22 protein-coding genes are annotated in these 22,397 nt (G+C 59.2%); 7 read left to right on the forward strand and 15 right to left on the reverse strand.

Features of this window, described 5'->3' with window-relative positions; genetic code table 11:
* The first annotated feature begins 6 nt into the window (after window positions 1-6).
* The 4 genes from speF to GT753_RS22350 all read left to right on the forward strand — a co-directional run bounded on the left by speF (window position 7) and on the right by GT753_RS22350 (window position 5,002).
* Entirely contained in the window at window positions 7-2,169 is a 2,163-nt protein-coding gene (gene speF / locus GT753_RS22335) for an ornithine decarboxylase SpeF (protein ID WP_015376427.1), read from the forward strand.
* A 62-nt stretch (window positions 2,170-2,231) separates the two neighbouring features.
* On the forward strand, window positions 2,232-3,548 hold the full coding sequence (potE, locus tag GT753_RS22340) for a putrescine-ornithine antiporter (RefSeq protein WP_015376426.1): 1,317 nt from the start codon (window positions 2,232-2,234) through the stop codon (window positions 3,546-3,548).
* 502 nt (window positions 3,549-4,050) lie between these two features.
* The gene (locus tag GT753_RS22345; RefSeq protein ID WP_004933453.1) at window positions 4,051-4,569 is read left to right on the forward strand and encodes a nuclear transport factor 2 family protein; all 519 of its coding nucleotides are present in this window, start codon (window positions 4,051-4,053) and stop codon (window positions 4,567-4,569) included.
* A gap of 136 nt (window positions 4,570-4,705) precedes the next feature.
* Window positions 4,706-5,002 (forward strand): GIY-YIG nuclease family protein, encoded by a 297-nt coding sequence (locus GT753_RS22350; protein WP_160125993.1) that lies wholly within the window; start codon window positions 4,706-4,708, stop codon window positions 5,000-5,002.
* Here GT753_RS22350 and GT753_RS22355 read toward each other — a convergent pair.
* Both GT753_RS22355 and GT753_RS22360 read right to left on the reverse strand, forming a co-directional pair.
* Window positions 4,989-5,492 (reverse strand): GNAT family N-acetyltransferase, encoded by a 504-nt coding sequence (locus tag GT753_RS22355; protein WP_033648656.1) that lies wholly within the window; start codon window positions 5,490-5,492, stop codon window positions 4,989-4,991. The genes GT753_RS22350 and GT753_RS22355 overlap by 14 nt on opposite strands.
* Window positions 5,486-6,007, reverse strand: coding sequence for an SCP2 domain-containing protein (locus GT753_RS22360; RefSeq protein ID WP_049187007.1), 522 nt, complete (start codon window positions 6,005-6,007; stop codon window positions 5,486-5,488). The genes GT753_RS22355 and GT753_RS22360 overlap by 7 nt, the downstream gene beginning before the upstream one ends.
* A gap of 258 nt (window positions 6,008-6,265) precedes the next feature.
* Here GT753_RS22360 and GT753_RS22365 point away from each other — a divergent pair, with 258 nt between their 5' ends.
* On the forward strand, window positions 6,266-7,261 hold the full coding sequence (locus GT753_RS22365; RefSeq protein WP_160125966.1) for a peptidase U32 family protein: 996 nt from the start codon (window positions 6,266-6,268) through the stop codon (window positions 7,259-7,261).
* 11 nt (window positions 7,262-7,272) lie between these two features.
* Complete coding sequence (locus GT753_RS22370) at window positions 7,273-8,151, forward strand: U32 family peptidase (RefSeq protein ID WP_160125967.1); 879 nt, start codon at window positions 7,273-7,275, stop codon at window positions 8,149-8,151.
* Between the two features lie 307 nt (window positions 8,152-8,458).
* Here the strand turns inward: GT753_RS22370 and GT753_RS22375 are convergent, their stop codons facing one another.
* The 4 genes from GT753_RS22375 to GT753_RS22390 form a co-directional block, all read right to left on the reverse strand.
* The gene (locus GT753_RS22375) at window positions 8,459-8,878 is read right to left on the reverse strand and encodes a hypothetical protein (RefSeq protein ID WP_160125968.1); all 420 of its coding nucleotides are present in this window, start codon (window positions 8,876-8,878) and stop codon (window positions 8,459-8,461) included.
* 109 nt (window positions 8,879-8,987) lie between these two features.
* The gene (locus GT753_RS22380; RefSeq protein WP_099982336.1) at window positions 8,988-10,127 is read right to left on the reverse strand and encodes an ABC transporter permease; all 1,140 of its coding nucleotides are present in this window, start codon (window positions 10,125-10,127) and stop codon (window positions 8,988-8,990) included.
* Window positions 10,127-11,278 carry an ABC transporter permease gene (locus GT753_RS22385; protein WP_160125969.1) on the reverse strand — a complete coding sequence of 384 codons (1,152 nt, stop codon included), beginning with the start codon at window positions 11,276-11,278 and terminating at the stop codon, window positions 10,127-10,129. Before GT753_RS22385 ends, GT753_RS22380 begins: the two co-directional genes overlap by 1 nt.
* Window positions 11,260-12,231, reverse strand: coding sequence for an HlyD family secretion protein (locus GT753_RS22390; protein ID WP_004933479.1), 972 nt, complete (start codon window positions 12,229-12,231; stop codon window positions 11,260-11,262). The genes GT753_RS22385 and GT753_RS22390 overlap by 19 nt, the downstream gene beginning before the upstream one ends.
* Window positions 12,232-12,462: 231 nt before the next feature.
* Between GT753_RS22390 and GT753_RS22395 the strand changes: the two genes are divergently transcribed.
* Complete coding sequence (locus GT753_RS22395; RefSeq protein WP_015376417.1) at window positions 12,463-13,476, forward strand: LLM class flavin-dependent oxidoreductase; 1,014 nt, start codon at window positions 12,463-12,465, stop codon at window positions 13,474-13,476.
* 37 nt (window positions 13,477-13,513) lie between these two features.
* Here the strand turns inward: GT753_RS22395 and yedF are convergent, their stop codons facing one another.
* The 9 genes from yedF to rbfA form a co-directional block, all read right to left on the reverse strand.
* Window positions 13,514-13,753 (reverse strand): sulfurtransferase-like selenium metabolism protein YedF, encoded by a 240-nt coding sequence (gene yedF / locus GT753_RS22400; protein WP_004933486.1) that lies wholly within the window; start codon window positions 13,751-13,753, stop codon window positions 13,514-13,516.
* Window positions 13,750-14,964, reverse strand: coding sequence for a selenium metabolism membrane protein YedE/FdhT (gene yedE, locus GT753_RS22405; protein ID WP_004933488.1), 1,215 nt, complete (start codon window positions 14,962-14,964; stop codon window positions 13,750-13,752). The genes yedF and yedE overlap by 4 nt, the downstream gene beginning before the upstream one ends.
* Window positions 14,965-15,110: 146 nt before the next feature.
* The gene (locus tag GT753_RS22410) at window positions 15,111-17,033 is read right to left on the reverse strand and encodes a DEAD/DEAH family ATP-dependent RNA helicase (RefSeq protein WP_004933492.1); all 1,923 of its coding nucleotides are present in this window, start codon (window positions 17,031-17,033) and stop codon (window positions 15,111-15,113) included.
* Window positions 17,023-17,103, reverse strand: a complete 81-nt coding sequence (yrbN, locus tag GT753_RS25995; protein WP_099032700.1) for a protein YrbN — start codon at window positions 17,101-17,103, stop codon at window positions 17,023-17,025. The genes GT753_RS22410 and yrbN overlap by 11 nt, the downstream gene beginning before the upstream one ends.
* A gap of 116 nt (window positions 17,104-17,219) precedes the next feature.
* A complete protein-coding gene (nlpI, locus tag GT753_RS22420) occupies window positions 17,220-18,104 on the reverse strand; it encodes a lipoprotein NlpI (RefSeq protein ID WP_004933495.1) in 885 nt (294 codons plus the stop codon).
* A gap of 128 nt (window positions 18,105-18,232) precedes the next feature.
* A complete protein-coding gene (pnp, locus tag GT753_RS22425) occupies window positions 18,233-20,350 on the reverse strand; it encodes a polyribonucleotide nucleotidyltransferase (protein ID WP_004933498.1) in 2,118 nt (705 codons plus the stop codon).
* Window positions 20,351-20,606: 256 nt separating this feature from the next.
* Window positions 20,607-20,876, reverse strand: coding sequence for a 30S ribosomal protein S15 (gene rpsO / locus GT753_RS22430; protein WP_004933502.1), 270 nt, complete (start codon window positions 20,874-20,876; stop codon window positions 20,607-20,609).
* A 124-nt stretch (window positions 20,877-21,000) separates the two neighbouring features.
* Window positions 21,001-21,945, reverse strand: a complete 945-nt coding sequence (gene truB / locus GT753_RS22435; protein ID WP_160125970.1) for a tRNA pseudouridine(55) synthase TruB — start codon at window positions 21,943-21,945, stop codon at window positions 21,001-21,003.
* Window positions 21,945-22,355, reverse strand: coding sequence for a 30S ribosome-binding factor RbfA (gene rbfA, locus GT753_RS22440; RefSeq protein ID WP_004933508.1), 411 nt, complete (start codon window positions 22,353-22,355; stop codon window positions 21,945-21,947). Before rbfA ends, truB begins: the two co-directional genes overlap by 1 nt.
* Between the last annotated feature and the right edge of the window lie 42 nt (window positions 22,356-22,397).

Raw genomic sequence — 22,397 nt, forward strand, 5'->3', positions numbered from 1 at the left:
AGAAAAATGAAAAAATTAAAAATTGCCGCCAACACCCAAACCCTCGGCTGCTTTGAAACTGAACGCGACATTGTCGATGTGCATCACAGCGATTTCAATGACGTCGCCGCCATCGTGCTGTCGGTAGACGACGTCGCGCAAGGCATGGTGGCGCGCATCGAAGAACACGGCCTGAACATTCCGCTGTTCGTCGCCGTCTGCTGCGAAGAAGAGCTGGATAATGCCGTCTTGCCGGCGCTGCACGGCGTGTTTGAGCTGTGCGGCAAGAATACCCAGTTCTACGGCAAACAGCTGGAGGCCGCCGCCGCCAAATATGAGAGCGAGCTACTGCCGCCATTCTTCAACACGCTGACGCAATACGTAGAAATGGGTAACGCCACTTTCGCCTGCCCCGGCCACCAGGGCGGCGAGTTCTTCCGCAAACACCCGGCGGGCCGCCAGTTCTTCGACTTCTACGGCGAAACGCTTTTCCGCTCCGACATGTGCAACGCCGACGTCAAACTGGGCGACCTGTTGATCCACGAAGGCGCGCCTTGCGCCGCGCAGCAGCACGCCGCCAAGGTGTTCAACGCCGACAAGACCTACTTCGTGCTCAACGGCACCTCGGCCTCGAACAAGGTGGCGACCAACGCCCTGCTGACGCGCGGCGACCTGGTGCTGTTCGACCGCAACAACCATAAATCCAACCACCACGGCGCGTTGATCCAGGCCGGTGCTACGCCGGTTTACCTGGAAACCGCGCGCAACCCGTTCGGCTTTATCGGCGGCATCGACGCGCACTGCTTCGACGAACGCTACCTGCGCCAACAGATCCGCGAAGTGGCGCCGGAACGCGCCAACGAAGCCCGCCCGTTCCGCCTGGCGATCATCCAGCTCGGCACCTACGACGGCACCATCTACAACGCCCGCCAGGTGGTCGACAAAATTGGCCACCTGTGCGACTACATCCTGTTCGACTCCGCCTGGGTGGGCTATGAGCAGTTCATTCCGATGATGAAAGACTGCTCGCCGCTGCTGCTGGAGCTGAACGAAAACGATCCCGGCATCATCGTCACCCAGTCGGTGCACAAACAGCAGGCCGGTTTCTCGCAGACCTCGCAGATCCACAAAAAAGACAAGCATATCAAGGGGCAGAGCCGCTACTGCAACCACAAGCGCTTCAACAACGCCTTTATGCTGCACGCCTCCACCAGCCCGTTCTACCCGCTGTTCGCCGCGCTGGACGTCAACGCCAAGATGCACGAGGGCAAGAGCGGCCAGCGCCTGTGGCAAGAATGTGTGCGCGTGGGCATCGAAGCGCGCAAAATGCTGCTGGATACCTGCACGATGATCAAACCGTTCGTGCCGGATCAGATCGACGGCAAGCCGTGGCAGGCCTATGACACCGCGGCGATGGCCAACGATCTGCGCTTCTTCAACTTCGTGCCCGGCGAGAAATGGCACGCCTTTGAGGGCTATGCCGAGTCGCAGTACTTCGTCGATCCGTGCAAACTGCTGCTCACCACGCCGGGCATCGATACCGCCACCGGCAGCTACAGCGAGTTCGGCATCCCGGCGACCATTCTGGCCAACTACCTGCGTGAAAACGGCATCGTGCCGGAAAAATGCGATCTCAACTCGATCCTGTTCCTGCTGACGCCGGCGGAAGACATCGCCAAGATGCAGCATCTGGTGGCCCTGATCGCCCGCTTCGAGAAGCACATCGAGCAAAACTCATTGCTCAGCGAGGTGCTGCCTGCGGTCTATAAAAACCACCAGCAGCGCTACAAAAACTACACCATCCGCCAGCTGTGCCAGGAAATGCACGACCTTTACGTCAGCTATGACGTTAAAGAACTGCAAAAAGAGATGTTCCGCAAAAGCTATTTCCCACGCGTGGTGATGAACCCGCAGGACGCCAATACCGAGTTCGTGCGCGGCAATGTGGAATTGGTGTCGCTGGCCAAGGCCGAGGGCCGCATCGCCGCCGAAGGCGCCCTGCCTTACCCACCAGGCGTGCTGTGCGTGGTGCCCGGCGAAATTTGGGGTGGCGCCGCGCAGCGTTATTTCCTGGCACTGGAAGAAGGCATCAATTTATTGCCGGGATTCGCGCCGGAATTGCAGGGCGTTTATATCCAACAGGATGAGGACGGCTGGAACCGCGCTTACGGCTACGTCATGAAAAATTAATCACCTTACGGGGCGGCGATTATTCTCGCCGCCCGGATCGCATCCTAAAAGAGAAAATGATCATGAGTAAGTCCAATAATAAAATGGGGGTCGTGCAATTAACGATCCTGACCGCCGTGAATATGATGGGTTCCGGCATAATTATGCTGCCGACCAAGCTGGCCGAAGTGGGCACGATTTCGATCGTTTCCTGGCTGGTGACCGCCGTCGGCTCAATGGCGCTGGCCTACGCGTTCGCCAAATGCGGCATGTTCAGCCGTAAATCCGGCGGCATGGGCGGCTACGCCGAATACGCCTTCGGTAAATCAGGCAACTTTATGGCGAACTACACCTATGGCGTTTCGCTGCTGATCGCCAATATCGCCATCGCCATTTCCGCCGTCGGCTACGGCACCGAGCTGTTCGACACCACGCTCAGCCCGCTGGGGATCTGCATCGCCACCATCGGCGTGCTGTGGCTTGCGACCGTCGCCAACTTCGGCGGTGCGCGCATCACCGGCAAAATCAGCGGCATCACCGTCTGGGGCGTGATCATTCCGGTGGTGGGCATCTCGGTTATCGGCTGGTACTGGTTCAGCGGCAGCGCCTACGTCGCCGCCTGGAACCCGCATCAGGTGCCGACCTTCGAAGCCATCGGCGCCTCGATCTCGATGACCCTGTGGGCATTCCTGGGGCTGGAATCCGCCTGCGCCAACACCGACGTGGTGGAAAACCCGGAGCGCAACGTGCCGATCGCCGTACTGGGCGGCACCCTCAGCGCGGCGGTGATCTATATCGTTTCGACCAACGTGATCGCCGGCATCGTGCCGAACATGGATCTGGCCAACTCCACCGCTCCGTTCGGGCTGGCGTTCTCCCACATGTTCAACCCGACGGTCGGCAAGATCATCATGGCGTTGATGGTAATGTCCTGCGTCGGCTCGCTGCTCGGCTGGCAGTTCACCATCGCTCAGGTGTTCAAATCCTCCGCCGACAGCGGCTTCTTCCCGAAAATCTTCTCCAGGCTGAGCAAGGCCGACGCGCCGGTTAAAGGCATGCTGACCATCGTCGTCATCCAGAGCGGCCTGTCGCTGATGACCATCAGCCCATCGTTGAACAAGCAGTTCAACGTGCTGGTGAACCTGGCAGTGGTGACCAACATCATCCCGTACATCCTGTCGATGGCGGCGCTGGTCATTATTCAGAAAGTGGCGAAAGTGCCGGACAACAAGGCGCGCATCGCCAATATCATCGCCGGCATCGGCGCGCTGTACAGCTTCTATGCGCTTTACAGCTCCGGTGAGGAAGCGATGATGTGGGGCGCCATCGCCACCTTCCTCGGCTGGACGCTGTACGGCATCGTCTCGCCGCGCTTCGAGCTGGCGGGAAAAAAGGGGTAAAGCGGTAAAGCACCGGCGGCCGGGGATGGGATTGTGATAGGGCGCAATATCACCTCATCGCAACCCTGGCCAGCCGACGCTCTCTGTCGCCCACGCCGCTCTAGTGACTGGAATGACTCACTCTCTTTCTTACTCTCGGGCTTTATTATCAGTAAATCCAAGCCACCAAGCATAATTCCTGTTCACTACCGCCATTCATAAATAAAAAGCATCAAAACATCATTGATACCGCTTATATAAATCCATTTAAAACAGCGTTCTCGCTTCGTCACCCCATGTGCGCCAACGCCTTTACCATGAATAAAACCCCTTATTTAATATGTCGTTATGATGATTAATGCCGTTTTGCAGGGACTTTATTTCCTGAACGCCTAAGCACTTTCTATCATCTGCTCTGCTTTCCGGCGGTGCTATGATCATCGTTGATTTACAACCAATCACCGGCTCATCATCGGAATAAACGGCCAATTATTCACCCCGGAAGTCACGTGACGAGGTTTATATGAAAAACAATGAAAAACTCATTGTGAAAGCAGAAGAGACTCAACTGCCAAAAGATGTGGTTTATGCATTCTTGATGAACACGGCAAAGGAAGACGTCACCAATGCCGCCATGCGTCTTATCGATGAAAACGCGGTTTATACTTCCCTGAACTTTGAAAACAAAGAGCTCAAACAGATCGAGCCCTGGGCGGGCACTTCTCAAGGGCGACAGGTTTACATCGATACCTTTTCAAATGTCGGAACTTACTGGGAAATAAACGACTTCACGATCGGTGACATTCTTGCCGACGGAGGCACCGTGGCCGTATTTGGTCAATTCACCTATACCTCAGTAGCGTTAGGCCATCAGTTCACCTCTCCTTTCGCAATAAAAGCGCAAGTCAAAGACGGAAAAATCGTTTATTTCCAGTTTATGGAAGACACCTATGCTTCCGCGGCTTCATTCCGCGTCAGTGGCGAGTGGACAATTCAGCATCATAAAGGGGAAGAAAACAAATTTACCGTGGGTGTAAAATAATCCCTTATCGTCAAGACGGAATAAACAAACCGTTCCGCCAGTGGTGAAATCCATCGTTAAATCGTGACAAAATAGAGATGCCGCGCTTAGCTATGGCGGCCTGATGTCATCTCTACCCTTGCACAGGACCCCAATGATGGACTTACCCCACTGGTATCTCTATATGCTGCGTTTACCGAGCGGCATGCTGTATACCGGCATCACCACCGACGTGGCGCGCCGCCTGGCGCAACATCAAGCCGGCAAAGGTGCCAAGGCGCTGCGCGGTAAAGGGGAGCTGACGCTGGCGTTTCACTGCCAGGTGGGGGATCGCTCAACGGCGCTGAAGCTGGAATACCGCGTCAAACAGCTGAGCAAAATACAAAAAGAGCGGCTGGTGAATCACCCGCCGCTGTCGTTGGAGGATTTGTTGCCGATCGTTAAAAGCGATTAAACGGCGCCGAAAAAGCCACTTCGCCGCTGACGCCATTCAGGGCGTCTTCCGCCAGCGGATACACCTGGAATGCGCTTTCCGTGTCAGGCCAGCGACAATTCAGGCCATAGGCGGCGGCCGGTTTGAAACCGAAGCGGCCGTAATAGGCCGGATCGCCCAGCACCACCACCGCGGCGTAGCTGAATTCGTTCAGCGAATCCAACCCCTCGTACACCAGCTTTTCCGCCAGCCCCTGACGGCGCAGGCTTTCATCTACCGCCAGCGGCGCCAGCGCCACCCATTGACGGTCTTCACCGGCCACGTCTACCGGGCTGAACGCGGCATAACCCACTACGCCGCCTTCGTCGTCAGTGGCGACCACGCCCAGCGTCAGCAGGCCGTCTTCGCGCAGCTGTTGCACCAGGTCTGCTTCGTCGTCGCGGCCAAAGGCGCGGCGCAGCAAGGCATCGATGCCCGCCGCGTCTACCGGGATCTCTACGCGGATCAGCATGATACCGCCACACGGGAAGCCGACGCCGTGCCCTCCTGCAGCCCTGCTTCGACAAAATCAGCCAACTGCAGCAGCCCCATGCGCAGCGGCGCAGGCATGCTTTCCAGCTCGATGGCGTCCATCAAATTTTTCACATACAGGCCCAATTCGGTATCCCCTTCAATCTGCAGCCGACGCTGAAAGAACAGCGTATCCGGATCTTGCTTGCGCGCCGCGATCAGGATCAGATCGTTGGCGTCGCCGCTGAAGCTGACGTCCGCTTCGGCGTGCTGGCTGACCACCAGTTTGTCGTTTTCTACCGTCATAAACCAGTGTAGCGCCAGATCGCGAACTTCGATCTTTAACCAGCGCGATTCGAGAAATTCCAGCTCGCCATCCGCCAACGCCTGGCGGAACTGCCAGCTCAGCACCTGCTGCAGCAGCTGGCGCTGCAGGGCGAACGGCGTGAATTTCAGCGGGATGCGCAGCAGCGACGGCCCCTGGCGCACAAGGCGTGCTCGTAGTTGTTCCAACACGGTCATCCACTCCTTTCAATACGGACTACCGCTATTTTGCCACACTGGCGCGCGGCTTCAGCGGTCTATATCAACAAATAGTGCATTTCACCGCCATGTTTATCAATACGCCATAAGCTGCCCCAAATCAAAACCTGTGTGCGCCCCTTCGCCTAAAATGGCCTCCCCGATTCGCGTTTGCCGGCAGAACACCGCCGCCGGCAACCTTTAAAGACAGCGTGCGCCCGGCCGGGCGCACGGCTAAGCCAGGATAAATCTATGGAGCTGCTTTGCCCCGCCGGCAACCTGCCGGCCCTGAAGGCCGCGGTAGATAACGGCGCCGACGCCGTTTACATCGGGCTGAAAGACGATACCAACGCGCGCCACTTCGCCGGCCTCAACTTCACCGAGAAAAAGCTGCAGGAAGCGGTTGATTACGTGCATCGCCACGGCCGCAAATTGCATATCGCCATCAACACCTTCGCCCATCCCGACGGCTACGCCCGCTGGCAGCGCGCGGTGGATATGGCCGCCCAGCTGGGCGCCGACGCGCTGATTCTGGCGGATCTGGCGATGCTGGAATACGCCGCCCAGCGCTACCCGCAGCTGGAGCGCCACGTTTCGGTGCAGGCCTCCGCCACCAACGAAGAGGCGATCCGTTTCTACCAGCGCAACTTCGAGGTGGGCCGGGTGGTGCTGCCGCGCGTGCTGTCGATGCATCAGGTGAAACAGCTGGCGCGCACCAGCCCGGTGCCGCTGGAAGTGTTCGCCTTCGGCAGCCTGTGCATCATGGCCGAGGGGCGCTGCTACCTCTCCTCCTACCTGACCGGCGAGTCGCCGAACACCGTCGGCGCCTGCTCGCCGGCGCGCTTCGTGCGCTGGCAGCAAACCCCGCAGGGTATGGAGTCGCGCCTGAACGACGTGCTGATCGACCGCTACCAGGACCATGAAAACGCCGGTTACCCGACGCTGTGCAAGGGCCGCTATCTGGTGGACGACGTGCGCTACCACGCGCTGGAAGAGCCCACCAGCCTCAATACGCTGGAGCTGCTGCCGGAGCTGCTGGCCGCCAACATCGCCTCGGTGAAGATCGAAGGCCGCCAGCGCAGCCCGGCTTACGTCAGCCAGGTGGCGCGCGTCTGGCGCCAGGCGATCGACCATTGTCAGGCCGATCCGGCCGCCTACCGCGCCGACGCCGCCTGGATGGAGACGCTGGGCGCGATGTCCGAGGGCACCCAGACCACGCTGGGCGCCTATCACCGCAAATGGCAGTAGCCGGAGGAAACATGAAATACGCACTGGGGCCGGTACTCTACTACTGGCCGAAAACCGACATCGCGGCGTTCTATCAACAGGCGGCGGAGAGCAGCGCCGACATCATTTACCTTGGCGAGAGCGTCTGCACCAAACGGCGCGAGATGAAGGTCAGCGATTGGCTGGCGCTGGCGCGCGAGATCGCCCGCAGCGGCAAACAGGTGGTTATCTCCACGCTGGCGCTGCTGCAGGCGCCGTCCGAGCTGAATGAGCTGAAACGCTATGTGGAGAACGGCGAGTTCCTGCTGGAAGCCAACGATCTGGGCGCGGTGAACATGGCGGCGGAACGCGGCTTGCCGTTCGTCGCCGGCCATGCGCTGAACTGCTACAACGCCTATACCCTGCGCCTGCTGCGCCGCCAGGGCATGATCCGCTGGTGCATGCCGGTCGAGCTGTCGCGCGACTGGCTGGCCAACCTGCTGACGCAGTGCGACGAGCTGGGCTTCCGCCACGATTTCGAGGTGGAGGTGCTGAGCTACGGCCACCTGCCGTTGGCCTACTCGGCGCGCTGCTTCACCGCCCGCTCGGAGAACCGCGGCAAGGACGAGTGCGAAACCTGCTGCATCAAATATCCGCAGGGCCGCATGATGCGCTCCCAGGAGCAACAGCAGGTGTTCGTGCTCAACGGCATCCAGACCATGAGCGGCTACTGCTACAACCTCGGCAACGAGCTGCCAAGCATGCAGGGGCTGGTGGACATCGTGCGGCTGTCGCCGCAGGGCGCCGAGACGCTGGCGCAGATCGACGCCTTCCGCGCCAACGAGCGCGGCGAGCAACCGCTGAACTTGATCGACCGCGCCGACTGCAACGGCTACTGGCGCCGCGTGGCGGGGTTGGAGTTGGTGTCTTAACGAGGACAGAGCCGGCAGCGGGCGCTGCCGGCTCTGTTTATTTATCAAGATTAATGCGCTCATCTCCACCGTGGAACCAATGGAATAAACTTACACACATCAGGCAGCAGCTTCTGATACCAAAATAAGTGAAAACCGCGATGGCCGCATCTACCAAATGTTCTCCGTATGAAATAATACTCAGTGAGGAGAACGAGACAAGTAACATACTCAACGTTAGCGCAATCATATTACATAGCGGGTTTAAAAGACGTCTATTAACCATAACCCACCCTCTATTTTTGACACTCTAAAAGCGATTTACTCATCACCAGCGACATTGCCCATTAACGCTATTGGCGTTTTTATTCCCACCCAAGGCACCACCGTTATTCTTATTATTCCCGGCAGGGCTGTTATCTGCGCAAGAGACCGCCCCCATTAAGCCACCGGCAACGGCCATACCTATCATCCCTGGCGGGCCGCCGGAAAAACCGGTAAATGCGCCAATGATAATGCCCATTCCAACCTGATTGGCACAAGAGTTTGACGCACCTCTGCCTGGCCTGTCACGATCGCCGCCGTTATTTCCATCGCCACAACCGCCAATCAATTTCATCTCATCAAAATCAAGCGCGCTTATTGTTGACATATTATTCCATCCTTTAAATAACACGTTATAGATAAAGTTAACGCCAACCATTAATTCCCTAAGCAGGTCGACAATTACAACTACCAAAATCAACATAACAAATCAAATTAAAAATAAGAGTAGACGCCCAGCTAAATAAATCACCTTAGACATATCAATAATACGAAATAATAAAGGCGCCGAAAATGGCGCCTTTATTTATCCCCTACGCCCGCCGCTTCCTGAACATCCCGCGCAGCGCCACGCTGTTGCGCAAGAAGCCGACGCCAAAGCCTAGTAGGGTGTAGACCACACCGAGTATCAGCATCATCATCACGTCGCCCCACACCTCATTCAGCGACAGCCCCATCTGGTTGACGCCGGCGATCGCCTTGGTGCCCCAGGTGGAGGGAATGCTGTACGAGATGGCGCGCACCCAGGCCGGCATCGACTGCAGCGGCCAGATAGTGCCGGACAGGTAGAAGATCGGCGTGGTGATGAACGCCAGCGTCAGGTAGATCATCTCGACGCTGCGCAGACATTCTGTCACCAGCTTGCCCAGCCCCAATACCGCCAGCAGGAACGGGAAGGTCAGCAGCAGCAGTTCGGCGATGTTCGCCGTCTGCCTATAGCCCAATACCCACGGCCACAGCACGAACAGCACGATCGACAGGAACAGCCAGATCGGCAGCAGCGCCGTCAGCCCGCCGAGGTGCGCCGCCAGCGGCGCCTTGCCGCCGGGCATGCTCTTCATGGCGATATTGACGCGGATACAGGCGATCAGCAGCGAGTGCTGCAACAGCATCACCAGCAGGCCGGGGAAGATGATCGCCGCAAAGCTGATGCCGGGGTTGAACACGTCCAGCGTTTGCCCCAGTATCGGCGTCAGCAGTATCTGCGCCTGCCGTTCGCTGAAGCCGCTGCGCAGCAGCAGCCCGTTGTTGTATTGCGTCAGCAGCTGCTGATAGGCCGCCACCACGTCCTGCTGGATCTGGCCGTTGGCCAGGCGGTTGGTGGCGTCGCCGTACATCGGCACCACGATGTTCTGCCCGCTGAGAATTTTCTTCTCCAGATCCACCGGCATGATGATCACCGCAAACAGCTTGCGCCAGCTGAGATCGCGCTGCGCCTGTTCCAGGCTGTCGTAGGTTTCAATCGCGATCTTGGAGGTTGCGTCCAGTTGGCGGATCAGCTGCCGGCTGGCGGTGCTGTGATCCTGATCGATCACACCCACCGGCAGATCCCACACCGTGCGGTTGGCGTACACCAGGCTCATGATGCACAGCGACAGGATCAGCATCAGCCACACCGGCCGCTCCAGCATGCCGAGCAGCACTTTAACGAAGGTTTGCCAATAAAGCTTCATCAGGCGCTCCCCTCTTTTGCCAGCCGCGCCGGCAGGCGATTGCGCACCAGCAGCGCGGCCACCAGCGGATAGACCGCCAGCAGCGCGCACACGCTGAAGATGGCGCTGGCGTGCACCTGCCGCAGGAACACGTCAAACATCGCGTACAGCGCGTGGGTCAGCGGTTCGATGTTGGAAATAATGCGCGCCGGCAGCGGCATCGACAGCTCAGGCACCGCCATGCCGGAGAAGGTCATTGCGATACTGACCAAAATACCGATCAGGCTGTAGGCGGTGATGGTGCTGCCGGTAAAGGTGTACAGCAGCAGGCCGATGCTCTGCGCCGCCATCACATAGAACAGGCCGATCATCAGCATAAACAGCGGGTTGCCGCTGACGCGGGCGTCAAAGATGCCCACCAGCGCCGCGATCTCCACCATCAGCAGGGTGGTGAAACACAGCGTGTATGGCGCCAGCTTGCCGAGCAGCGCCAGGCTGAACGGCTTGGCCTGCAGCAGCGACTTGCTGCGCGCCAGCACATATATCATGCAGGTCACCGCGAACAGCTGCAGCAGGTGGATGGTGGCGGCGAACTGCTGGTAATAGATATAGCTGCCGCTGGCGTTGAACAGGCTGCCGTAGGAGAGCGTCACGTCCGCCAGCGGCGGCAACGTTTTGCCCATCTCGGTGGAGATGATGCTGCGGGTGCTGGCGTTGATTTCGTTCATCAGGCCGCCAAAGTCCTGGGTGGAGTACAGCCCGGCGCCGTAAAACAGCGCGTTGTAGTACATCACCACGCTCGGCTGTTTGCCCGACAGCGCATTGGCCTCAAAGTCCGGCGGGATATACAGCAACGCGTAATCCTGCGCGCTGCGCAGGCGGCTCAGCGACTCCGGCAGCCCGCCGCCGTATGCCTCGACGTGGGCGTGCGACCCGGCGTCCAGCCGGCGCGTCAGCGATTTGGACAGCGGGCTGTGATCGCTGTCCACTACCGAGACCGGCAGATCGAGCAGCGTGCCTTCGGAGAAGTTGCTGCTGATCAGCGCAAACAGGATCAGCGGAAAGATCCAGCTCAGCCAGTGCACCACCGGGCTGCGAAAGGCGACGCGACACTCTTTGTCGAACGCGTGACTGAAGCAGCGCCAGCCGGCCCTTACTCTTTCCATTGCCATAAGGTGCTCATCCCCGGACGCAGGCCGTCCACCGGCTGTGACGGATACAGGCGCACTTCGAAGGTTTTCAGGTCGAAGTCGCCGGTGGCGCGGGTGGCGCGTTTGGTGGCGTAATCCCCCAGCGGCGCGATGTAGCGCACCTCGGTGTCGATCATTTTGTCCTTCAGCGCCGGCACCCGCAGCTTGACCTTGTCGCCTTTGCGCACGTGGGCCAGGATGTCTTCACGCAGGTTAAACACGAAGTAAGCGTCCGGCACCCGGATCAACGTCACCAGCGGGCTGCCGGCGTTCAGCAATTCGCCCACTTCGGCCGGGATCGGCCCCACTTCGCCGTCCACCGGCGCTTTCACCTGCAGATCGTCGCTCTGCGCCTGGATCTGCAGCAGGTTCTCTTCCGCCGCCCGCAGCGCCGCCGCATATTGCTGCCGCTGCTCGACGCGGTCGCCGTTGATGCCTTCATCCAGGTTGGCCTTGGCGGCCTGCACCTGCTGGAAGGCGGTGTCGCGCGACCGGCGCGAAGCGTCCAGCTCGGACTTCGAGATATAGCCCTTGCCGGCCACGCTCAGGTTACGGTTGTAGTCGTTTTGCGCATTGCGGTACTGCGCCTCGGCCTGCGCCAGGTTGGCGCGCAGGTTGCGGATGCTCTCTTCTCGGGTGCCGTGCAGCGACAGTTCGAGCTGCGCTTTGGCCTCGTCGCGCGTCGCCTGCGCGGAACGCAGCTGCGCCATCAATTCGGGGCTGTCGAGTTGGATGATCAGCTGGCCGCTTTTCACGTCATCGCCGCGTTCGATCAGGCGTTCAACAACCCGGCCTTTCGCCTTGGATGCGACGATCACTTCGGGGGCATCCACTTCACCCTGCAGCAACAGATCCTGATTGTGCGCGCGGAACAGGATCGCCAATGCGATCGCCACCATCATCAGCAACAGGGTAAACAGCGTCTTTTTTTTCATTATATCGGCTCCCGGAACGGTAAGCGGCGGGCGGGGATCATCATTTCCATGTCTCAAATTGCTCCAAAAAACACCATTGCACTCATGAGGATATCACAAGCACATATCTCCTCTTTTATAACTATAAATTGGATTATGCTTTTAACACTAAAAAGCATCTTTTTTCGGCCTTTTAGTATGCAGATTCCTGCAATCGCCCTTTAAGCGATCCACTCTCTGATGGACGATGTCATGACTGAACACACTGCCGTACCGCTTTCGGTACTGGATTTATCGCCAATCCCGCAAGGGGCCAAGGCGCGCGACGCTTTCCACTGTTCGCTGGATCTGGCGCAACACGCCGAACGCTGGGGCTACCAGCGCTACTGGCTGGCCGAGCACCACAATATGACCGGCATCGGCAGCGCCGCCACCTCGGTGCTGCTGGGCTATCTGGCCGCCGGCACCCAGAGCATTCGCCTCGGCTCCGGCGGCGTAATGCTGCCGAACCATGCGCCGCTGGTGATCGCTGAACAGTTCGGCACGCTGGAATCGCTCTACCCCGGCCGCATCGATCTGGGGCTGGGCCGCGCGCCCGGCACCGATCAACGCACCATGATGGCGCTGCGCCGCCACCTGTCCGGCGATGTGGATACCTTCCCGCGCGACGTGCAGGAACTGCAAAACTACTTCTGCGACGCGCAGCCCGGCCAGCCGGTGCAGGCGGTGCCGGGCCAGGGGCTGCATGTGCCGCTCTGGCTGCTCGGCTCCAGCCTCTACAGCGCACAGCTGGCGGCGCAGCTCGGCCTGCCGTTCGCCTTCGCTTCGCACTTCGCTCCGGATATGCTGTTCCAGGCGCTGCAACTGTACCGCGAGAACTTCAAACCCTCCAAACAGCTGGCGCAGCCGCATGCCATGGTGTGCGTCAACGTGATCGCCGCCGACAGCGACCGCGACGCGCGCTTCCTGTTCAGCTCGATGCAGCAGCAGTTCATCAATCTGCGCCGCGGTTCGCCCGGCCCGCTGCCGCCGCCGGTGGATAACATCCACGCGCTGTGGAGCGCCGGCGAGCAGTACGGCGTCGAACAGGCGCTGCGGATGTCGATCGTCGGCGATGAAAAAACGGTGCGTCACGGGCTGCAAACGCTGCTGCGTGAAACCGATGCCGACGAGATCATGGTCAACGGCCAGATTTTCGATCATCAGGCGCGGCTGCGTTCGTTCGAGATCGTCGCCGGCGTGAAGGGCGACATCGTGAAGGGCTAAAAAGCGAAAAGGCGGTGGGAACCCCACCGCCTTGGCGTTAACGCTGGATCAGGTAGCGGATGGTCGGCCCGTCCTGCTGGATATCCAACACCTTGTAGCCGTGGTTGCGCGCATCGAGCGGGATGTTGTTGATCGACTGCGGGCAATCACTGATCACCTCCAGGATCTCCCCCGGCTTCAGCTGCGGCATCGCCTCCAGCGTCGCCACCGCCGGGTACGGGCAAGGCTCACCCAGCATGTCCAGCCGGTAGTCCGGCACTATCGTCGTCTCTTTCATGGCATGCTCCTCAAATTCACCACCTGCGCCTCAGGCCGGGCGCGGAAAAAGCGTTTCTCCCACCACAGCATGGCGGCGAAGGCCAGCGCCAGCAGCAGGTAAGTCACCAGCAGGCCGCCGATCGGGCCGAAGGTATCGAGCAGGTTGATCTTGTCGTAGTCGGTCGCCAGCGCCGGCGCCAGGTCGTCCCAGTAATAGGCCAGCAGCGTAGCGCCGATGATGTTGCCCAACCCCACCCACCAGTAGTGCACCTGCCCTTCCACGGCGCGGTACATCCAACCGGTCTCGCAGCCGCCGGCCAGCACGATGCCGAAGCCAAACAGCAAACCGCCCAGCACCGCATTCGGGCCGGCCCACATGATCTTCGGCGCCACGCCGAGCTGCACATAGCTGAAGATGCCGATGGCGCTCACCGCCATGCCGATGATGATGGCTTTCGCCATGTGGGTGCGGCCGGTGATCCACAGATCGCGGAACGCCGAAGTGAAGCAGATCTGTGCGCGCTCGATCAGCAGGCCAAAGCCGATGCCGAACAGCATGGCGATGCCGAGCTTCGGCGCATCGAACAGCGTCCACAGCGACCAGGCCACCGCCAGACCGAAGATCGCCATGCCCAACCGGAAGCGGCGGCGCGCCTGCTCAGGCTTCTGCGTCAGCGGCGCGGCGGCCTTCACCTTTTGCAATTTGACCGGAATGCGGAACATCGGCAGCAGCGTGAATTTGGCGCCGAAGTAAGAGCCGGCTGCGGTCGCCAGCGCGAAGAACCAGGCGTGCAACGAGAACTGAGGGATGCCGGTGAAGAACGCCGCCAGGTTGCACCCCATCGCCAGCCGCGCGCCGAAACCGGCGATGATGCCGCCCAGCAGCGCCTGCACGATGCGAATGCGGTGCTGCGGTTGACGCAGCTTGATGTTGTTGGCCCACAACGCGGCGGCGATGCAGCCGGCGAACATGCCGATGATCATGCGCCCGTCGATGCGCTCCAGCGGCGTGCCCTGCAGGCCGATGACCTTGAAATAGCCCCATTGCTCGGGGTGCAGGCCGAACCACTGCAGCACATGGCCGCCCCAGCGGGTGAATTCGCCGGTCACCGCCCAGAAGGTGCCGGTCATGCCGAAGTAGTAGGTAGAGAGGATCCCGGCGGCGATCACCGCCGGCAGCGGCGCCCAAAAGCGCACCAGGTATTGAGATTTGAACTGCTGCCAACTCATGGCATCTCCCGTGCATATCATCCGTAAGAAAAAACCTTATGAATGATACGCCATTCAGGGGCGTTTGACGGCAATTTTCAGGCATAAAAAAACCAGCCCGCAGGCTGGTTTTTCAGAGCGCTTCACCGCGAACGGCGAATCAGCGATTACGCGTCGCCGAAACGACGACGTGGTGCCGCCGGTGCGCCGTCATCACGGCGTGGCGCCGGCTTGCCGTCACGGTTGTAGTTACCGCCACGACGCTCGCCGCCGTTGCCGCCTTCACGACGTTCGCCGAAGGAGCGACGTGGGCCGCCTTCGCGACGTTCGCCGTTGAACGGACGACCGTTGCCGCGACGCTCGCCGCCGTTGCCACCGTCACGACGCTCGCGACGTTCGAACGGCTGTGCATCGCCCAGCAGCTGCATGTTCATCGGCTTGTTCAGGATGCGAGTGCGAGTGAAGTGATTCAGGATCTCGCCCGGCATGCCTTTTGGCAGCTCGATGGTGGAGTGGGAAGCGAACAGCTTGATGTTACCGATGTAACGGCTGCTGATGTCGCCTTCGTTAGCGATAGCGCCAACGATGTGACGCACTTCAACGCCATCGTCACGGCCCACTTCGATGCGGTACAGCTGCATTTCGCCAACGTCACGACGTTCGCGACGCGGACGATCGCCGTCACGGCTGTCACGACGGTCGCCACGATCACCGCGACGATCGTCACGGTCGTTGAACTCGCGGCGCTGACGCGGCTTGAAGACCGGATCCGGCGGCAGGATCAGCGGACGTTCGCCCTGTGCCATTTTCAGCAGCGCTGCGGCCAGGGTTTCCATATCCAGCTCTTCTTCCGGCTGCAGTTTGGTCAGCAGTGCGCGGTACAGGTCCAGATCGCTGCTTTCCAGCTGCTGCTGAACTTTCGCGGCGAACTTGGCCAGACGACGCTCGCCCAGCAGTTCTGCGTTCGGCAGCTCCACTTCCGGGATGGTCAGCTTCATGGTGCGTTCGATGTTGCGCAGCAGGCGGCGTTCGCGGTTTTCCACGAACAGCAGCGCGCGGCCGGCGCGGCCCGCACGACCGGTACGGCCGATACGGTGAACGTAAGACTCGGAGTCCATCGGGATGTCGTAGTTGACAACCAGGCTGATGCGCTCAACGTCCAGGCCACGGGCCGCAACGTCGGTCGCGATCAGGATATCCAGACGACCGTCTTTCAGACGCTCCAGAGTCTGCTCACGCAGCGCCTGGTTCATGTCGCCGTTCAGCGCGGCGCTGCTGTAACCGCTGCGCTCCAGCGCTTCGGCCACTTCCAGGGTCGCGTTCTTGGTACGGACGAAGATGATCGCCGCGTCAAAGTCTTCGGCTTCCAGGAAACGCACCAGCGCTTCGTTTTTACGCATGCCGTAGACCGACCAGTAGCTCTGGCTGATGTCCGGACGGGTGGTGACGCTGGACTGGATGCGCACTTCCTGCGGCTCTTTCATGAAGCGGCGGGTGATGCGACGGATCGCTTCCGGCATGGTGGCGGAGAACAGCGCGGTCTGATGCTCAGCCGGGATCTCAGCCATGATGGTTTCTACGTCTTCGATAAAGCCCATGCGCAGCATTTCGTCGGCTTCATCCAGCACCAGACCGCTCAGGTTGGAGAGGTTCAGGGTGCCGCGCTTCAGGTGGTCCAGCAGGCGGCCTGGGGTACCCACAACGATTTGCGGGCCCTGGCGCAGAGCGCGCAGCTGCACGTCGTAACGCTGGCCGCCGTACAGGGCTACCACGTTGACGCCGTTCATGTGTTTGGAGAAATCGGTCATCGCTTCGGCAACCTGAACCGCCAGTTCGCGGGTCGGCGCCAGCACCAGGATCTGAGGTGCTTTCAGGTCTGCCTGCAGGTTGTGCAGCAGCGGCAGCGAGAACGCTGCAGTTTTACCACTACCGGTCTGCGCCATGCCCAGCACGTCGCGGCCGTTCAACAGGTGAGGAATACACTCAGCCTGGATCGGAGATGGTTTTTCATAGCCCAGATCGTTCAGGGCGGAAATGATTGGAGCAGACAGCCCCAGATCGGCAAAAGAGGTTTCAAACTCAGTCGTCATGTACACGTGCCTCATTAATAATGGCAGCCAGTCTACATAACTCGTCGAGAAAATTTTCAGTCATTTTCATTGAAAAGTGTGAACCGGCTCAAATTAGATTATAAAACGAACAAAAAAGCCCTCGCCCGTTAAGGCGATAACTTTGGTTAAAAACCAATGTCCATCAGGCTGATAGGTGTTCGTCAGCTATTGCTGGTCCGATTCCGATAGGTCGTCTTGCTCTTGGCCCAAAAGCGCCAATTCCAACAATGCATAGCGGTGCTCAACGAAGTTGTGAACGTTGTTAGACACCGTCAGTTTGAACAGCGCCGAAGCGGTGTCCTTGTCCCCCAGACTCAGGTAGTGTTTACCCAAATAGAAGTCAGTTTCACTGAGATGCTCAGCGAGCGAAGTGTTATCCGTTGCATCTGCCTTGAGGCGTTCCATCAGCGTTTTTTCGCTGATCTTGCCCAGGTAGAATTCGACAATATTCCATCCCCATTGCCCTCTGTCCGCTTTGTCATAGCGCTGCTGAAGCGCTACCTCGGCCTTCTTGGGATCGATTTCTCGCTCCACCAGATACAGCCATAACGAACGGAAGGGATCGTTTGGGTCGTCTTGATAAAACGCCTGCAGATCATCCTGCGCCAACGGGAAGCGGCCGCCATAATACAGTGCGATGCCCCGGTTTAAACGCGCGTAATTGTAAGTTGGATCAAGCTCTAGTACAGAATCAAACGCTTCATAGGCAGCATCAAAATTGCCTGCCTGCGTTAAGTAAATGCCCAGGTAGTTGAAAACTTCCGGCATGTCGGGACGTATCGCCAGCGCCTGCGAGAAATCATTGCGCGCTAATGCACGTAACCCGAGGCTATCATACAGCACACCGCGCTCATATAAAAGCTGTGCGCGTTCGTCATCCGTCAGTGCCCGGCTGGCAAGAATTTGTTCCATGCGCGCCAGGATCACTTCCTGCTGCAACGTAGGCTGCAACGGGATTGCCAAAACTTCGTCTTTACGCCAATCATGGTTGCTGCATCCTGCCAGCATGAGTGCTGTCGCAACGTAACACCAGCGCAAGAAAGGCTTCATTTCCCACTCCCGAAGACAAACATTGGATGAACGTCCTGTCCTCCGTTTGCTAAAACGCGGGCATCCTACCCGCGCGATACGAACAGCCCCCAACCCCGTGGCGGGGAGCTGTAAAACTATCTATACAGTTATTCTGCTTCAGGCGCAGGTGAACCTGCTTCCGGCGCCATCGCTTCTTTGATGCTCAGACGCACGCGGCCCTGACGGTCAACTTCCAGTACCTTAACCGGCACTTCCTGACCCATCTGCAGATAGTCGGTCACTTTCTCAACGCGCTTGTCGGCGATCTGAGAAATGTGCACCAGACCTTCTTTACCACCGCCGATAGCGACGAATGCGCCGAAATCAACGATACGGGTCACTTTACCCTGGTAGATACGGCCCACTTCGATCTCTGCCGTGATCTCTTCGATGCGACGGATAGCGAATTTCGCTTTCTCACCGTCGGTCGCAGCGATTTTAACTGTACCATCATCTTCGATTTCGATGGTAGTGCCAGTCTCTTCGGTCAGCGCGCGGATAACGGAACCGCCCTTACCGATCACGTCTTTGATTTTATCCGGGTTGATGCGGATAGTATGAATACGCGGTGCGAATTCGGAGATATCGCCGCGCGGGGTGCTGATAGCCTGTTCCATTACGCCCAGGATGTGCAGACGCGCGCCCTTGGCCTGGTTCAGAGCCACCTGCATGATTTCGCGGGTGATGCCTTCGATTTTGATGTCCATCTGCAGCGCGGTGATACCGTCGCGGCTACCGGCCACTTTGAAGTCCATGTCGCCCAGGTGATCTTCGTCACCCAGAATGTCGGACAGAACCACATAGTTGTCGGCTTCTTTCACCAGACCCATCGCGATGCCCGCAACGGCAGCCTTGATTGGCACACCGGCGTCCATCAGCGCCAGAGACGCGCCGCACACGGAAGCCATGGAAGAAGAACCGTTGGATTCGGTGATTTCAGACACCACGCGAACCGTGTACGGGAAATCTTCCGGTTTAGGCATCATAGCCAATACGCCGCGTTTCGCCAGGCGACCGTGACCGATTTCACGACGCTTAGGAGAACCGACCATGCCGGTTTCGCCTACGGAGTACGGAGGGAAGTTGTAGTGGAACAGGAAGCTGTCGGTCTTCTCGCCCATCAGCTCGTCCAGGTTCTGGGCGTCGCGCGCGGTGCCCAGGGTCGCGGTAACCAGCGCCTGAGTTTCGCCACGGGTGAACAGCGCGGAACCGTGGGTGCGCGGCAGTACGCCGGTGCGCACGTCCAGGCCACGGATCATGTCTTTTTCACGGCCGTCGATACGCGGCTCGCCACGCAGTACGCGGCTGCGCACCACGTTTTTCTCCAGGTTGCCCAGGATGTCCTGGATCTCACCGGCGTCCAGCGTTTCGTCCTGCGCCAGCAGGGTTTCAACCACGCTGTCTTTGATCGCGTCAACCTGAGCGTAACGCTCTTGTTTTTCGGTGATGTGGTAAGCGTCGCCCAAGCGAGCTTCGGCCAGTTCAGCCACGCGCGCGTGCAGCGCTTCGTTGACCGCAGGCGCCTGCCAATCCCACTTCGGTTTGCCGGCTTCGGCAACCAGCGCGTTGATATTTTCGATAACCACTTGCTGCTGGTCGTGGCCGAACACCACGGCGCCCAGCATCTGATCTTCGCTCAGCACGTCCGCTTCGGATTCAACCATCAGCACCGCACCGGCAGTACCGGCAACCACCAGATCCAGACGGCTTTCTTTCAGCTCGTCGGTCGTCGGGTTCAGCACGTACTGGTCGTTGATGTAACCCACGCGCGCGGCGCCGATTGGGCCGTTGAACGGAATACCGGACAGGCTCAGGGCCGCGGAAGCACCGATCATCGCAACGATGTCCGGGTTCACCTGCGGGTTAACGGAAACCACGGTCGCGATCACCTGAACTTCGTTCAGGAAGCTGTCCGGGAACAGTGGACGGATCGGACGGTCGATCAGACGGGAAGTCAGGGTCTCGCCTTCGCTTGGACGGCCTTCGCGACGGAAGAAGCTGCCCGGGATACGGCCGGCGGCGTAGGTACGCTCTTGGTAGTTAACGGTCAGCGGGAAGAAGCTCTGGCCCGGCTTGGCTTTTTTCTGGCCAACGACGGTAACGAATACGGCGGTGTCATCCATGCTCACCATAACGGCGGCGGTGGCCTGACGAGCCATCATACCGGTTTCGATGGTGACGGTATGCTGGCCATACTGGAATTTGCGAATGATCGGTGTCAGCAAAATTATATCCTTGATTAGCGGCGCGCAATCGCATTGACGACTCGACACGCCTGTGACTCGATTTGCCTTCTCACTACATCCTCGCGACTAATGACAATCCTTATCTCAGGCGGGAGATAAAGCCTCTCATTAGCCGCGCGAACCTCTGTAACGGAAGAACCTGTTTGGAAACATCAGTAATACATTAACCTGATTTGCTTATGCTTCCTAGAAGAAAGGGGCCAAAATAGGCCCCTTTCCACTGAAACTTGCTAGATTAGCGACGCAGACCCAGACGCTCGATCAGGCTGGTGTAACGTGCTACATCTTTACGCTTCAGGTAGTCCAGCAGCTTACGACGCTGAGAAACCATACGCAGCAGACCACGACGGCTGTGGTGATCTTTTTTGTGCTCGGAGAAGTGGCCTTGCAGATGGTTGATCTGCGCAGTCAGCAGGGCAACCTGAACTTCGGTAGAACCGCTGTCGTTAGTACCACGACCGAAATCAGCTACGATTTGAGCTTTAGCTTCAACACTTAGAGACATTGTAATACTCCAGATTATAGATAATAAAAACAGGCGCCGATCTCTAATTCAGCAACCCAATGCATAAGCTGCGCCATTCTACTCTTAGCGCAGTGCGATCGCAAGGCGACGCAGTGCCCCGCCGTCAGTCGAAATGTTCGACCACCAGGCGGCGCGGCGCCACGCGACCATCCTCGGCGATGTCGCCAACGCCGATGAATTTCCGCTCTTCACCCTCGGTGATACGCACCATGCCGGAGGCCGGCGCGCCGGCCACCTGCACCGGCTGCCCCTGCTTGACGTAGCCCGCCACCACCGGCAACAAATTCACTTCCGGATAGTTCTCAACCGGGCTGTCCATCGGCATCAGCAGCGGATCGAGCAGCTCGCTGGGGGCGATCGCCTGTTCCTGCGCCTGCGCCAGCAAGGCGTTCAGCTGTTCCAGCGTCACCATGCGCGCGATCGGGTAAGTCGCCACCTGCAGGCGGCGCAGATAGATCACGTGCGCGCCGCAGCCCAGCAGCTCGCCGAGATCGTCGGTGATGGTGCGGATGTAGGTGCCTTTCGAGCAGTGGATCTCCAGCTCCAGCTCATCCCCTTCCCAGCGGATAAACTGCAGCTCGTACACCGTGATGCTGCGCGCTTCGCGCGGCACTTCAATCCCCTGGCGCGCATACTCGTAGAGTTTCTTGCCCTGGTATTTCAGCGCCGAATACATCGACGGCACCTGCTGGATGTCACCGCGGAAGGTGTCCAGCGCCGCGTCGAGCTGCGCCTGGGTAAAGTTCACCGGGCGCTCCTGCACGATCTGACCGTCGGCGTCCGAGGTATCGGTACGCTGCCCCAGCTTGGCGATCACCCGATAACGCTTGTCGGAATCGAGCAGATATTGCGAAAACTTGGTCGCTTCACCCAGGCAGATAGGCAGCATGCCGGTCGCCAACGGATCGAGCGCGCCGGTGTGACCCGCTCGGTTGGCGTTGTACAGGCGCTTTACTTTTTGCAGCGCATCGTTGGACGACAAACCCTGCGGCTTGTCCAGCAACAGCACGCCGTGGATATCACGGCCGCGGCGACGAGGGCGACTCATCAGTCCTCCTTGTCATCGCCTGAGGCGGAACGGCGCTCGGCGTCGTTCTTCACCACGTTGGTCACCAGGTTGGACATGCGCATGCCTTCCACCAGGGAGTTGTCGTAGGCGAAGGTCAGCTCCGGCACCACGCGCAGGCGCATCGCTTTGCCCAGCAGAGTGCGGATGTAACCGGAAGCGTCCTGCAACGCTTTGATGCCGTTGGTGACCAGATCCGGATCGTGGTTCTCGGTCAGCACGTTCAGGAAGGTGACGTAAACCTTGGCGTACGCCAGGTCACGGGACACTTCCACGCCGGAAACGGTCGCCATGCCGACGCGCGGATCTTTCACTTCACGCTGCAGAATGATCGCAATCTCTTTCTGCATCTCTTGCGCCACGCGTTGACCGCGGCTGAATTCTTTTGCCATTTTGGATTCTCCAGACAAATCGGGGGGCACAAAGGCCCCCCG

Source organism: Serratia sp. Z4, assembly GCF_009900725.1.
Lineage (GTDB): Bacteria > Pseudomonadota > Gammaproteobacteria > Enterobacterales > Enterobacteriaceae > Serratia > Serratia nematodiphila.

Bases quoted from the DNA above. Each gene is read 5' to 3' on its own strand.
- speF (WP_015376427.1), top strand. From the start codon at position 7: ATGAAAAAATTAAAAATTGCCGCCAACACCCAAACCCTCGGCTGCTTT.
- nlpI (WP_004933495.1), bottom strand. From the start codon at position 18,104: ATGAAGCCTTTCTTGCGCTGGTGTTACGTTGCGACAGCACTCATGCTG.
- GT753_RS22370 (WP_160125967.1), top strand. From the start codon at position 7,273: ATGAAATACGCACTGGGGCCGGTACTCTACTACTGGCCGAAAACCGAC.
- GT753_RS22380 (WP_099982336.1), bottom strand. From the start codon at position 10,127: ATGAAGCTTTATTGGCAAACCTTCGTTAAAGTGCTGCTCGGCATGCTG.
- GT753_RS22365 (WP_160125966.1), top strand. From the start codon at position 6,266: ATGGAGCTGCTTTGCCCCGCCGGCAACCTGCCGGCCCTGAAGGCCGCG.
- potE (WP_015376426.1), top strand. From the start codon at position 2,232: ATGAGTAAGTCCAATAATAAAATGGGGGTCGTGCAATTAACGATCCTG.
- rbfA (WP_004933508.1), bottom strand. From the start codon at position 22,355: ATGGCAAAAGAATTCAGCCGCGGTCAACGCGTGGCGCAAGAGATGCAG.
- GT753_RS22355 (WP_033648656.1), bottom strand. From the start codon at position 5,492: ATGCTGATCCGCGTAGAGATCCCGGTAGACGCGGCGGGCATCGATGCC.
- yedE (WP_004933488.1), bottom strand. From the start codon at position 14,964: ATGAGTTGGCAGCAGTTCAAATCTCAATACCTGGTGCGCTTTTGGGCG.
- GT753_RS22375 (WP_160125968.1), bottom strand. From the start codon at position 8,878: ATGTTGATTTTGGTAGTTGTAATTGTCGACCTGCTTAGGGAATTAATG.
- GT753_RS22395 (WP_015376417.1), top strand. From the start codon at position 12,463: ATGACTGAACACACTGCCGTACCGCTTTCGGTACTGGATTTATCGCCA.
- rpsO (WP_004933502.1), bottom strand. From the start codon at position 20,876: ATGTCTCTAAGTGTTGAAGCTAAAGCTCAAATCGTAGCTGATTTCGGT.
- truB (WP_160125970.1), bottom strand. From the start codon at position 21,945: ATGAGTCGCCCTCGTCGCCGCGGCCGTGATATCCACGGCGTGCTGTTG.
- GT753_RS22410 (WP_004933492.1), bottom strand. From the start codon at position 17,033: ATGACGACTGAGTTTGAAACCTCTTTTGCCGATCTGGGGCTGTCTGCT.
- GT753_RS22350 (WP_160125993.1), top strand. From the start codon at position 4,706: ATGGACTTACCCCACTGGTATCTCTATATGCTGCGTTTACCGAGCGGC.
- GT753_RS22390 (WP_004933479.1), bottom strand. From the start codon at position 12,231: ATGAAAAAAAAGACGCTGTTTACCCTGTTGCTGATGATGGTGGCGATC.
- yrbN (WP_099032700.1), bottom strand. From the start codon at position 17,103: ATGAAAATGACTGAAAATTTTCTCGACGAGTTATGTAGACTGGCTGCC.
- GT753_RS22345 (WP_004933453.1), top strand. From the start codon at position 4,051: ATGAAAAACAATGAAAAACTCATTGTGAAAGCAGAAGAGACTCAACTG.
- GT753_RS22385 (WP_160125969.1), bottom strand. From the start codon at position 11,278: ATGGCAATGGAAAGAGTAAGGGCCGGCTGGCGCTGCTTCAGTCACGCG.
- yedF (WP_004933486.1), bottom strand. From the start codon at position 13,753: ATGAAAGAGACGACGATAGTGCCGGACTACCGGCTGGACATGCTGGGT.